The following is a 12,981-nucleotide window of genomic DNA, read 5'->3' as shown; positions in this document are numbered from 1 at the left end:
TTTTTATTCAAAGACAGTCCAATCATTCACTTGCTTTGTTGCTATCCCCTTCACAGAGATCTTGAACAAACTTTGGTAAGATGAAGGCTGCTTTGTGTAACTCTTTCGTATAATATTTTGTCTCTATCGAATGGAATCGACTTTCTGGAACATTTAATGGATCATACTGTTTAGATCCAATTGTAAATGCCCACATGCCACTTGGATACGTCGGAATATTGGCGATATATAATCTGGTGATCGGGAATATTTCCTTTACATCTCTTTGCACGGAACGAATGAGCTCTCCCTTAAACCAAGGATTATCACTTTGAGCAACAAAAAGTCCATCGTCCTTTAACGCTTTCGCTATTCCTGCATAAAAGCCTTTAGTAAACAGATTAACAGCTGGACCCACTGGTTCTGTTGAATCGACCATAATGACATCGTATTCGTGCTCGCTTTTGGCAATATGCATAAACCCATCGCCTACTTGTACATCTACTCGTGGATCATCCAGCTTACCTGCTATTTCTGGTAGAAATTTCTTACTATATTCAATTACTTTACCATCGATATCAACAAGCGTCGCTTTTTTGACACTAGGATGCTTTAAAACTTCTCGAATAACTCCGCCGTCCCCACCGCCAACAACTAGAACATACTCAGGGTTGGGATGTGTAAACAGTGGAATATGGGCTACCATTTCGTGGTAAACAAACTCATCTCTAACAGAAGTCATCACCATATCATCCAATAATAGCATATTTCCCCATTCTTCCGTTTCTACCATATCTAACTTTTGAAATGGTGTTTGTTCTGTATGTAATGTACGCTTGATTTTCATCGTGATTCCAAAATCGTCGGTCTGCTTCTCTGTAAACCAAATTCCCATTGACATATCCTCCATTCATTTGATTGGTATAAAGTTTCTTATATGCTAAAAGTTCCTTATTTCTTCATTTCTTGTGAGTACAATCTTCTTTTTATACTTCCCAATCAAACAAATAACAAACACGAAAAAAGTATAGTGGATATTCGTTAAAATGCAAAGATTTTTTTTATATTCCATGATAAAAATGTTTAAAACGCCAATGTTTACCACATACTAGTTTTATCTATTTACCTTTCATTTAATGTGATAAAAGAACAAAGAAGTTTCTATTTAGGAGGTGTCATGTTTTGGAGGTCATTGTAAATAAACTTAAAAACTCTGGCAAGTATTTACGTCTATTGATTATATTAGGGCTTCTTTTCATGATAACCGCCAGCATCATTTTTATCGGTATATATGTATATGCTCGTACACTAGGCCCTCCACCACTTGCTGTTTCTCAGTCAACAATCTACTATTCAGATGATGGCAGCATTATTGGCGAAAGCAGCAATGGACAGAAAAGGTATTGGGTGTCCATTGATGATATTAGTCCCTATTTAGTAGACGCTACTGTTTCTATTGAAGATAAAAATTTTTATTCCCATCACGGCTTTGACTATAAACGAATTGGCGGTGCTATTTTAGCCGACATAAAAGCAATGGCAAAAGTTCAAGGGGCGAGCACAATAACCCAGCAATATGCCCGAAACTTATTTTTAGAGCATGAAAAGACGTGGAAGCGAAAAATTGCAGAGGCCTTTTACACCCTTCGATTAGAAATATTCTATACAAAGGATGAAATACTAGAAGGCTACATCAACACTATTTATTATGGTCATGGAGCATATGGAGCAGAGGCGGCAAGCCAATATTACTTTGGAAAAAAGGCCTCCGAACTAACTTTAGGAGAAGCAACCATGCTTGCTGGTATTCCGAAGGGACCTAGTATTTATTCTCCTTTTTCATCGATGGAGAATGCGAAGAAAAGACAGGGCATCATCCTAAATTCCTTAATTGAAAATGGATATATAACAGAGGAAGATAAAAAGTTAGCAGCAAAGGAAAAACTATCGTTAGTAGGAAAATTTCCAAATGCTAGTGTGGAAACAGCACCTTATTTTCAAGATACTGTAAAAAACATTCTGAAAAACCAGCTTCATTTAGATGATAAAACGATTCAATTAGGTGGATTAAGAGTGTATACAACCTTAAACACAGAGCAGCAAAAAATAGCAGAGGAAACGATTAATCAGACGATAAATAAGTCTAGTAATATACAGATTGGCTTTGTTGCTATGGATCCAACTACAGGCAATGTTAAGGCAATGGTAGGCGGAAAAGATTATGAGGAAAGCCCATTCAACAGAGCAATTCAAGCAACTCGGCAACCTGGTTCAACGATTAAGCCTTTATTGTATTATGCAGCACTTGAACATGGATTTACACCTGCTACGATGATGAGCAGCGAACAAACAACCTTTCGCTTTGATGATGGGAGAGATCCATATACCCCGCATAATTTTAACAATCAATATGCCGATGGAAATATTACCATGGCACAGGCACTAGCTGTCTCTGATAATGTTTATGCTGTTAAAACCCATCTTTTTTTAGGGCAAGATACATTAGTGAAAACAGGAAAGAAATTCGGCATTACAACCGATTTACAAGAGGTTCCATCTCTCGCTCTTGGAACTTCCAATGTTCGTGTGATTGATATGGCAAATGCCTATAGTATATTTGCCAACGGAGGAAATAGGGTATCTCCTGTTTTCATTACAAAAATTGAGACAAATGATGGGCAATTACTCTATGAACATAAGCCAAAACCAGAAAAGATTTTAGATACGGATTTAACGTTGGTGATGAATCAAATGATGACAGGCATGTTTGACCCTACTCTCAATGGCTATGCCTCGGTAACGGGAAGTACTATTAAAGACGACATCACAAGAATTTATGCAGGAAAATCTGGCTCCACTGAATCAGATAGTTGGATGATTGGTTATACTCCACAGCTAGTATCCGCTGTTTGGACAGGCTATGATCAAGGAGAGCCTATAACTTTAGCAGCTGATAAAACATATGCAAAGAAAGTTTGGGTTCAGTTCATGGAACAAAGTTTAAAAAAGGAGCCGATCAAAGGATTTACACCTACCAAAGGTACTGTTGGCGTTTATATCGATCCTAAGAGCGGCAAACTCGCATCAGCTGCATGTAATACAAAAAGAATGATGTATTTTACCAAAGACACTGTACCAACAGAATATTGTGCTGATTTACCAAAAGAAGATTCTAGCGAAAAACCAGCAAATAAGGAAAAAGGAAAAGAAAAAGTACCATGGTATAAACGAATTTTACCTTGGTAGGATAAACTTGATAAAGCATACTACCAGCTATTTTGTGGGAAGTATGCTTTTTTGTTTAGGTGCGACAGGGTAAAGCTCTCTTCTTCCTCTAAATGGTACCAGAGAGCCTTTCTCTGTTCCCTTTTCTCTCTCTTCTCCCTCCAAACGGGAACGGAGGGCCTCTCTCTGTTCCCTTTTCCCTCTCTTCTTCCTTCAAACGGAAACGGAGGATCTCTCTCTGTTCCCTTTTCCCTCTCTTCTTCCTCCAAACGGGAACGGAGGGCCTCTCTCTGTTCCCTTTTCTTTCTCTTCTTCCTTCAAACGGGAACGGAGGGCCTTTCTCTGTTCCCTTTTCTCTCTCTTCTTCCTCCAAACGGGAACGAAGGCTCTCTCTCTGTTCCCTTTTCTCTCTCTTCTCCCTCCAAACGGGAACGGAGAGCCTTTCTCTGCTCCCTTTTCCCTCTCTTCTTCCTCCAAACGGGAACGGAGAGCCTTTCTCTGTTCCCTTTTCTCTCTCTTCTTCCTCCAAACGGGAACGAAGGGCCTTTCTCTGCTCCCTTTTTCCTCTCTTCTTTCTTCAAACGGGAACGGAGGCTCTCTCTCTGTTCCCTTTTCTCTCTCTTCTTCCTCCAAACGGGAACGGAGGCTCTCTCTCTGTTCCCTTTTCTCTCTCTTCTTCCTCCAAACGGGAACAGAGGCTCTCTCTCTGTTCCCTTTTCTCTCTCTTCTCCCTCCAAACGGGAACGGGGGTCTCTCTCTATTATCTTTCCTCTTACTTCCTTTTCCCCAGATGGCATAGACAACGGTTCTTGCTCCTATTCCTCCTCCAACCACACATCTTCTACATGCTTTCTTTTTTGCTGCTTGTTTATTTTCCGATATTCTTTCGATTTAAAAATAATATCGAAATCATAATCTTCTGGATATAGCTCTGTTCCTTTTATATAGAGCTTTAATCGTTTTTGGTTCACGGTTCTTTTTTCCTGCCGAACCTGGACTATATATCTTCCTTGTACATCAGGACCTTGATAAACAATTCCCATTTCATCCGTTTCTGTAAGAATCACATTATCCCCTTTCTCAAAAATAGGCTCCCGGGATGGAGTGGGATTAATCATTTTTTTCTCAACTGACTTTCGCGCGTACTTATTGACTACAATTTGCTGCTGAAAATCCAGCTCCTTTAAATTCTGGTCATGATGGAAATTCCGATATGTTTTATACGTTATCTGATGCGCTTTTTCGATGAGCTTAGGGTGCAAGCCTAATTTGCTTGCAATTTCAAACGCCTGGCTTCTTCCGCTTTGTCCCAGTAATAGCTTATATGTTGGTCGCAATGTATTGATATCAAATTCCATTGTTCCATTTAAAAAACCTTCTGTTTGATCTGCAAATTCTTTCATCTCGCTATAATGTGTGGTCGCAAATAAGGTTGCTCCTTTTTGATAAAGCTGTTCTAAAATGACAATAGCAAGCGCCATCCCTTCTCCCGGATCAGTCCCTGATCCCAGCTCATCAAGTAATACAAGGGAGCGATCATTGGTTGTTCTTAAGATATCAATTATATTCACTAATCTGGAGCTAAACGTACTTAAATTTTGTTCAATGCTTTGTCCGTCGCCTATATCCACAAATATATGTTGAAAAATAGCGATTTTACTCCCTGCCTTCGCCGGAATTAGTAAACCAGATTGAGCCATCATTGTTAATAAACCAATTGTCTTTAATGTGACTGTTTTCCCACCTGTATTTGGTCCTGTAATAACAAGGGCACGATGCTCTTCTCCAAATGAAAGAGTTAAAGGAACTGCTTTGTCTCCAAGCATTGGGTGCCGAGCCTCTTTTAAATAAATCGTATAATCTTCTGATAAGAAAGGCGGCTTTGCAGCAATCACTCGGCTATATTTTGCTTTCGCAAATAAAACATCATAATAGTGCATCGTTTCTATCGCTAAATTAATAGCCTCTTCCTCAGCCAAAAGCTTCTCCGTTAATTCATATAGAATTCTTTCTACTTCAGATTCTTCTGCTAGCTTCATGGTTTCGATTTCTGCTTGCATGTCAGCAAGTTCGATTGGCTCAATAAATACAGTTGCTCCAGATGCGGATGTATCCAGTACGCTACCTTGGATTTTTGTTCGATATTCTCTTTTTACAGAGAGTGTCAAATGACCGTTACGTTCCGAAACAATTTTGTCCTGAAGATAACTCGCATATTTTTTGGATTTCACTAATTGGCTCGCTTTTTCTTTTACTCTATCTGTCAGGATGGACAGCTGTCTTCTTAAATAGGCTAAATCACTTGAAGCATAATCATCCACATTACTATGTCTAATACATCTTGCTATTTCCTCTGTAAGCTCGCTAACATCAGGAATGGATTGAACATAAAGCGAGACATTTGGTGCCGCATATTCTTTATCCCGCATAAATTGTTTAAGCTTTGTACAATGTTCCAAAAAGGAAATAACAAACGGAAATTGATCTGCCCGAATATAAATCCCTTTTTTTGCTTGGCTTAAATAAATAGACATTTCATCAAGTGTATGAATCGGCACACTACTAGATATTTCTATGATTTTCATCGCCTCTTCTATTTCCTTGATTGACTGCTCCATTTTTCTTTTATCCTGCAGCGGCCGCAGTTTTCGTATTGTCTCTTTCGCTAAATTTGTTTTGGCATAGGATTCTATCTCTTCTAAAATTTTATAAAAACCTAATACTTCAAATGCCTGTTGATTCATTTTAATTCCTCCTATTTTTCTTCCAATAGCCCTTAAAAATAGAAAAAGCCAGCGTGAACAAACACTCACACTAGCTTTTTGGGTAGACCTATCCACTTTAAGAAGCGGAGTAGGAGATCCTTTACAATAAAAAAATAAAAACTATGACAAATATGCCATAGCTTTTTATCATCTATTGCTTGCTATGAGGCTTATTCTTAACCTTCCTTGAAATTCCCATGCTAAATAAACCGGTATATCCCCAGTTTTTTAACAAAATTCAAGGCCGTATATAATTAACGGTTAGTTAAGAACACTCACACTCATAAAACAATCTCCTTTAAAAGGGCTATTTATTATAATTTCTCTTTCAGTTTATCGATTTCCTCGCTCATTTGTCAACATTTTCAAAAAATTATCCTAACAAGTCTTGTTTCAGCTGTTCTACAGAGTTATCCCATAGGCGCTGATCATGTTTTTTCAGAAAATCTGCCAGTACCTTTTTAGACTTCTCATCCATATGATCGACCATAATATGTCTTTTCATACTTTTATCCATCTTATTCACATGCTCTGGAAGAGACTTATAACCTCTTCGAATAGAACGGTCTACAGTCATTTCACATGCTGTTACACCAGCATAATAAGGACCTTCAGGCTTACGGTCAATTGTCACCCAAACTAACCAGTAAGGCTTGCCATTAGGAACCTCTTCCTTTGTTTTCAAAAATTTGATGCCACGTTCCACTGCACTTCTTGCATGCATGGCGCCGATATCAACGATCGCTTCTCCCTCTTCTACATCAATAATAACAGGAGATACATTTTCTAAACTAAGACTGCCAATTCCAAAGCCTTTATGCCCATCGGTTGGGTCATTTTTAATAATATTAAAGCCTATTGTTTTCTTCTTTTTTTCTTCCATTTTCATACTCCTTTTGCGATTTATTATAAACGATCGCGGATTGGTATAGCTTGACGATTTTTATTAGTCGTATATATAAAACCGACTTTTATCCTCTGTAAAATCAAAATAACAATTGATTAAACAGCGACAGAAAAAAGTATCGTATCACTTCAATCCAAGGGAATATCGTATAGCTTGATAAACCTGTAACAATTAATACAATAAATAAAATAGATCCATAAACTTCATACTTGGACATCGCTGCTCTGACTCGTGAGGAAACCAGATCTTCAATAATTCGGTAACCATCTAAAGGGGGCAAAGGAAGCAAATTAAAAGCAAATAGTAATAAGTTCATATAAACAAAAATTTCAAAAAACGGATATAAATCAAAATTACTTCCCATTGGTACTTGTAACTTTATTAATATTGCAAGAATGATAAAACCAAGAAAAGCTAATATTAAGTTACTGACAGGACCTGCTAAAGTCACCAATACTCCAGCTAATTTTGGCCGCTTAAAATAATGACGATTAACCGGTACTGGCTTCGCCCATCCGAATCCTGCGATTAAGATAAAAATTGCCCCTATGAGATCAATATGAGCGATTGGATTTAGCGTTAACCTTCCTTGCTTTTGCGCCGTGGGATCTCCAAATTTATAGGCTACAAATGCATGTGCGAATTCATGGAAGGTAAAACCTATTACAATGGAAATAATAATATATGGCAAATCCGCCAAATTTTGCGAAAATAACAAATGATTAGCTCCCCTCTATACACAGTTTCTATGGAAAATGAATATTCTCTATCTAGTAATGTTTCCTTTTAAAATTATACATGATATTAAATTGGAAAGGAAAATTTTCTTTTGTTGGCCTCTTCATAAGACTCTATTTACATGCATATACGCTGATTAGAAACTTGCACTTTTCCAAGAAATATGAAAAACTACAATCAAAACTAAGGAGGATTTGAACAAATGCCATATGTCACTGTAAAAATGTTAGAAGGTAGAACGGAGGAGCAAAAGAAAAATTTAGTAGAGAAAGTAACAGAAGCAGTTGTGGAGACAACAGGCGCATCAAAGGAAAAAGTAGTAGTCTTTATTGAAGAAATGCCTACAAACCATTATGCTGTTGCAGGCAAACGCCTAAGCGATCAGTAAAAGCAGTTCAAAAAGGTCCCGCCCAGCAAATCAAATCGTTGCACGGCAGGACCTTTTTTAATGATTTCTTTTCTCTCTTAAGCTTTCAATATACGCATAGGCAATCTCTATTTCTTCTTCCGTATATTTTTGTTTGGCCTTTAATGTGAATACTTTTTCCTTCACTTCTTCCTTTGGAAGGCTATCAAAGAAAAGAACGGTTGACACAAGCTCAAGGAAGCGAGAATTCTGGCCATTCATATCTTCTAGACAAGGAGACAAATCAGGCATTTCCACCTCATTAAGGTCCAAAAATTCCTTTCCATTATCGGTTAAAGTATATCGATATTGGAAATATCCTCCCTTTTTCTCTTTTACTTCATTCAAAAAACCCATATTGCATAATTCTTCTATTCGCAAGGTTAGTTCTTCTGAATAGGGACCGAAAAAGTGAAACTGATATTTTTCATGAAATGGAAAATCGAGCTTTTTTGCGATATATATCATTTTTTGCAGCTTTTTTCTTCCAATAATTTCGCCCGAAGCAGCAATTGCTTTCATTACTTTGGCATGATCTTTTAACAAATTGGGTCATCTCCTACTCCATTTAATCCTAAGACATACATCTATTGAATATCCAACAATTGACGAATTTGTTTTTTTATTTCCCCTTTGGAACTGTCATCCTTTAAAATATCCTTAGGAAAATATAACTTGTGATCGGTTCTTCTTTTTCCAGAAATACTATCAACAATTTCTGATTCTCTGGAAAGCTCTCTAATTTCTCCGTTTTTCATCAATAGATGAATCGGTAATCGCTCTTCCTCTTCTCCAGGTCGATAAAAATCATAGGGAAGATCTGACGAAGAATCGACAACTAAATAATACTCCGGATCCAAACCTACTTTTTGGAATAAACCAGATAATTCTTGAAGCTTTTTATATTCTTTAGCTGGATCAAACTCCACATACTTAAAAAGATTTCGGTTCATAAACCTGCGGCAGAGATCCTTCAAAACGGCATCATCTTCTTCTTGCCACATCTGAAAATAGTAGAGAATAATAGCCTCATCCAATTTTAAGTAGTCTTCTAACGATGTTTCGTCTTCAAAAATTGAGTAAAAATGAATAGGGTGATATTTAAAAGAGTAGAATTGCTCGTGTAAATATTTCGCTCTATGTAGAATTTTCGTAAGAATTACTTCCGCACTTCTTGTCACTGGATGGAAATAGACCTGCCAGTACATTTGATAACGGCTCATAATATAGTCTTCTACCGCGTGCATTCCGCTTTTTTTAATAACAGCCTGATCTTCACGCGGACGCATTACGCGCAAAATTCGTTCCATATCGAAATTCCCGTAGCTAACCCCTGTAAAATATGCATCTCTTAGCAAATAATCCATTCGGTCTGCATCTATCTGACTGGAAATTAAACTAACTACTAGTTTTTCCTTGGAGGTTTTGGCAATTATTTCGGCAACCTTTTTAGGGAAGTCCTTCTCTACTTTTGTCAAAACCTTATTAACTTCTGTTTTTCCTAAGATAATTCTGCGTGTAAATTCTTCATGATCAAGATCAAACACTTTTTCAAAAGAATGAGAAAAAGGGCCATGGCCTAAATCATGTAAGAGAGCGGCACATAAAGAAAGCAACCTTTGGTCATTGTTCCATTCTTCTCGGCCTTCAAAAACATCGTCAATGATTCTTCTAACAATTTCATATACTCCTAGAGAGTGATTAAACCTGCTATGTTCTGCACCATGAAAGGTAAGATAAGTCGTGCCCAGCTGTTTAATTCTTCTCAGTCGCTGAAATTCTTTTGTTCCAATCAAGTCCCATATCACTCTGTCGCGAACATGAATATAGCGATGGACTGGATCTTTAAATACTTTCTCTTCATTTAGCTTATCCGTCGAATATGGCATCTTTCTCACTCTCTTTCATTCATTGGCTATTTTTTATTCATTCTAGTAATTAGAGTAATTCCATATTCTAAAGATAGAAAAAGAGGGTTCCGTGTAGGCATTTTAAAAGGGAAAAGAATCATGGCTTTCTCCATAAAATAACTATCCAGTGGAAACTCCTCTGTTTTACTAAGGCTCTGTTCATTTTCATTGTTGTTTTATACGAAGATTATTTTTTCAGCTTCGCATTGATCTTATCCATTAACTCTTCTTCTGTTAATGCAGCTAGTGGACGATTATTGACAAAAGCAAATGTTTTTTTACGACCAGGACCGCAATAGGATTGACAGCCTATATCAATTTTAGCATCTGGATCAATTTGCTTTAAACGGGGTATTAACGTTTTTAAATTCACTGCCTGACAATCGTCGCAAACACGAAATTCGTTTGCCATTTGGACAACCCTTTCTATACATGCTCTCCAATTACGTTATCGAAAATTTATTCGACAACATTCTCACTTATTACTATATGGTATTTTACCCCTTCTCCACTAGCAATGCAAGATGCAAAAGATTGTAAAATAGTGACGAATTTGTGGAGAAAATCCACTAGTCCAACAGTATTATTCCCCCACTACTATAACAATAATTTTTGTAAACTAGCTCGCTTCTCTATATTAATTAAGCAATATGGGTTATAATTTTCTCTTGAATATAGGGAGGTTATACAATGAACAAAAGTAGAATATTAGTAATGTGCAGCATTGTTCTTGCGATGCTTATTGCCTCTATTGATACGACTATTATGAATACAACTATGCCAATTATTGCAGAAGAACTTGGCGGTACGGAATTATACGCTTGGTCTTTTGCTGCTTATATGATAGCAAGCACAATTCTATCACCAATTGCAGGAAGACTTTCCGATTTATTTGGAAGAAAAAAGCTGTTTGCTTTTGGAATTATTGTCTTTTTAATTGGTTCCCTGCTATGCGGAATCTCATCCACTATGACTCAATTAGTTATTTTTAGAGCATTGCAAGGGATGGGAGCTGGATTCATGATGCCATTTCCTGCAATCATTGCTGGGGATCTTTTTTCTATTGAAAAGCGAGGGAAAATCCAAGCGTTATTTACTGGCATGTGGGCTTTATCCGCCATATTAGCCCCTACTCTTGGTTCTCTCTTTGTAGAATTTATGAGTTGGAGATGGATTTTTTATATCAATTTACCAGTATGCATTATTGCACTCCTAACTTTAATTCCATATAAAGAAGTTTATCAAGCTAAAAAGGCACAGGTGGATTACATCGGAGCAATGCTATTTGGAATCGGAATAACTTGTTTATTACTAGTTACAGTCCTTGAAAGCTACCTTTATCTTTATGCTATAATAGGTGTCCTTCTGTTAATCACCTTTTATTTCTTTGAAAAAAGACAAACATCTCCTATTGTTCCATTATCCATTTTCAAAAATAAGACGATCACTTGGATGTTTATTAATGGATTTGTTGGAACATTGGCCTTATTTGGAACATCGAGCTATATTCCATTATTCCTCCAAAATCAGGCAGGGCTGTCTGTATTATGGAGTGGGGTTTCTCTCCTTGGCCTATCAGTTGGATGGATGGCCATGTCTGTTCCTGCAGGGAAATGGATATTAAAATATGGCTATCGCATTCTATTAATTATTGGAAATTCCCTATTGCTGCTTTCAGGAATATTATTAGTATTATTAAATGAATCAAATGGCTTCTGGTACGTATTTATTCTTATGGTCGTACAAGGTCTTGCCTTCGGCTTACTAAGTACAGTAGGTGTGATTGGTGCCCAGGCACTAGTTGGAAACCATGAAAAGGGAATTTCCACCTCTTTCTTTATGTTTTGCCGAAACATGGGAACAGCTATTGGCGTAACGATTATGGGATCATTGCTAAATAGTGGTACAACCTTTATGGATGGTATTCACCATCTCTTCCTATTTGGATTTATTGTTAGCATATTTGCTTTTCTTTCTGCATTCTTCATTCGAAACGAAGAAGCTTTAGTTGAAAAAAATGTATAGAGATTCCCATCTTCTTTGTTCCAAAAACAGTCGGTTTATCGCCGGCTGTTTTTTTAATCCTCTTTATCCGCTAATTTCCCTTTTTTCAATTCTATAAAAAAATCTACTATCCTTGTATTTCTTTTGTATAAACATCCAAGTTTCTGGAAAAGATGGGACTAGAAATATTTATTTATCGTGATTAAGTTGGGAGTTGAGTTATCAATGAAAGTTAGACAAGATGCATGGTCAGAAGAAAATGACCTATTATTAGCAGAAACAGTTTTAAGACATGTACGAGAAGGGAGCACACAGTTAAATGCCTTTGAAGAAGTTGGGGATAAACTAAACAGAACTTCGGCAGCCTGTGGATTCCGCTGGAATGCAGTCGTTCGCCATCAATATGAAAAAGCACTTCAGCTTGCAAAAAAACAACGAAAGCAACGACAACGGATGTTAGGAAAAGATCAAGGCGGCAAGAAAAAGCTATTATATTCACCACCTGTGCCAACAGTGGATGATTTCGAAGCACTTACTGTATCCACTAGCTTAGAAATGGGTTCTATGGATTTAGATGCTATGGAAACATTCATTACAGCAGAAACATTAGATACAAATGTTAATAGTCCACAAGAAGAAGAGCTTGCAAACTATCAATCAGAAGAAGATGAGCAGCCATTACCAGCGTATGAAGCGAAACAAGCACCTGTCTATTCATCTGTAAATCATAGCCAAGCTGGCACACTAAATTTCGACATGGTTCTTTCCTACTTACAAAATTTCCGAAATGCTACCATCCAGATGGAAATCTTAAAAAGCGAGAATGAAAGATTAAAAAGAGAAATGACTTCCATTAAAAGTCGAAACAAGGAATTAGAAGACAAGCTCCATCAAATCGAAAACAACTCAGAAACCATGCAAGAAGATTACGAGACACTGATGAAAATTATGAACAGAGCCCGAAAACTCGTCCTCCTAGAAGAAGACGAGCGCCCAACCAAATTTAAAATGGACCGAAACGGAAACCTCGAAAAAGTCGCAGAGTAA

12 protein-coding genes are annotated in these 12,981 nt (G+C 37.2%); 4 read left to right on the top strand and 8 right to left on the bottom strand.

Annotated features, from left to right (window positions below; all coding sequences use genetic code 11):
* Positions 1-22: 22 nt before the first annotated feature.
* Positions 23-874, bottom strand: a complete 852-nt coding sequence (gene speE / locus NiCM35_RS14155) for a spermidine synthase (RefSeq protein WP_341161033.1) — start codon at positions 872-874, stop codon at positions 23-25.
* A gap of 287 nt (positions 875-1,161) precedes the next feature.
* Between speE and NiCM35_RS14150 the strand changes: the two genes are divergently transcribed.
* Positions 1,162-3,225 (top strand): transglycosylase domain-containing protein, encoded by a 2,064-nt coding sequence (locus NiCM35_RS14150; protein WP_095329538.1) that lies wholly within the window; start codon positions 1,162-1,164, stop codon positions 3,223-3,225.
* A gap of 192 nt (positions 3,226-3,417) precedes the next feature.
* Here NiCM35_RS14150 and NiCM35_RS14145 read toward each other — a convergent pair whose 3' ends face one another.
* The 4 genes from NiCM35_RS14145 to NiCM35_RS14130 form a co-directional block, all read right to left on the bottom strand.
* On the bottom strand, positions 3,418-4,038 hold the full coding sequence (locus NiCM35_RS14145) for a hypothetical protein (protein ID WP_433779841.1): 621 nt from the start codon (positions 4,036-4,038) through the stop codon (positions 3,418-3,420).
* A complete protein-coding gene (locus NiCM35_RS14140; RefSeq protein ID WP_123260278.1) occupies positions 4,020-5,948 on the bottom strand; it encodes an endonuclease MutS2 in 1,929 nt (642 codons plus the stop codon). The genes NiCM35_RS14145 and NiCM35_RS14140 overlap by 19 nt, the downstream gene beginning before the upstream one ends.
* A gap of 394 nt (positions 5,949-6,342) precedes the next feature.
* A complete protein-coding gene (locus tag NiCM35_RS14135) occupies positions 6,343-6,852 on the bottom strand; it encodes a YwhD family protein (protein ID WP_095329536.1) in 510 nt (169 codons plus the stop codon).
* 103 nt (positions 6,853-6,955) lie between these two features.
* On the bottom strand, positions 6,956-7,594 hold the full coding sequence (locus NiCM35_RS14130; RefSeq protein WP_095329535.1) for a site-2 protease family protein: 639 nt from the start codon (positions 7,592-7,594) through the stop codon (positions 6,956-6,958).
* 222 nt (positions 7,595-7,816) lie between these two features.
* Here NiCM35_RS14130 and thmT point away from each other — a divergent pair, with 222 nt between their 5' ends.
* The gene (thmT, locus tag NiCM35_RS14125; RefSeq protein WP_095329534.1) at positions 7,817-8,002 is read left to right on the top strand and encodes a 2-hydroxymuconate tautomerase; all 186 of its coding nucleotides are present in this window, start codon (positions 7,817-7,819) and stop codon (positions 8,000-8,002) included.
* 57 nt (positions 8,003-8,059) lie between these two features.
* On the opposite strand, the gene NiCM35_RS14120 is transcribed toward thmT, so the two are convergent.
* The 3 genes from NiCM35_RS14120 to NiCM35_RS14110 all read right to left on the bottom strand — a co-directional run bounded on the left by NiCM35_RS14120 (position 8,060) and on the right by NiCM35_RS14110 (position 10,342).
* The gene (locus tag NiCM35_RS14120) at positions 8,060-8,566 is read right to left on the bottom strand and encodes a YwgA family protein (protein ID WP_047940787.1); all 507 of its coding nucleotides are present in this window, start codon (positions 8,564-8,566) and stop codon (positions 8,060-8,062) included.
* A 41-nt stretch (positions 8,567-8,607) separates the two neighbouring features.
* Positions 8,608-9,909: an HD domain-containing protein gene (locus tag NiCM35_RS14115; protein ID WP_095329533.1), complete on the bottom strand. Its 1,302-nt coding sequence runs from the start codon at positions 9,907-9,909 to the stop codon at positions 8,608-8,610.
* Between the two features lie 208 nt (positions 9,910-10,117).
* Entirely contained in the window at positions 10,118-10,342 is a 225-nt protein-coding gene (locus NiCM35_RS14110; RefSeq protein WP_095329532.1) for a YuzB family protein, read from the bottom strand.
* 278 nt (positions 10,343-10,620) lie between these two features.
* Between NiCM35_RS14110 and NiCM35_RS14105 the strand changes: the two genes are divergently transcribed.
* Positions 10,621-11,955: an MFS transporter gene (locus tag NiCM35_RS14105; protein ID WP_341182498.1), complete on the top strand. Its 1,335-nt coding sequence runs from the start codon at positions 10,621-10,623 to the stop codon at positions 11,953-11,955.
* A gap of 204 nt (positions 11,956-12,159) precedes the next feature.
* On the top strand, positions 12,160-12,981 hold the full coding sequence (locus tag NiCM35_RS14100; RefSeq protein ID WP_095329530.1) for an RsfA family transcriptional regulator: 822 nt from the start codon (positions 12,160-12,162) through the stop codon (positions 12,979-12,981).

This window comes from Niallia sp. M35, from assembly GCF_050971705.1.
Classification (GTDB): domain Bacteria; phylum Bacillota; class Bacilli; order Bacillales; family Cytobacillaceae; genus Niallia; species Niallia circulans_A.
The sequence above is the reverse complement of the archived record's forward strand: the minus strand, read 5'-3'. Positions and strand labels throughout refer to the sequence as shown.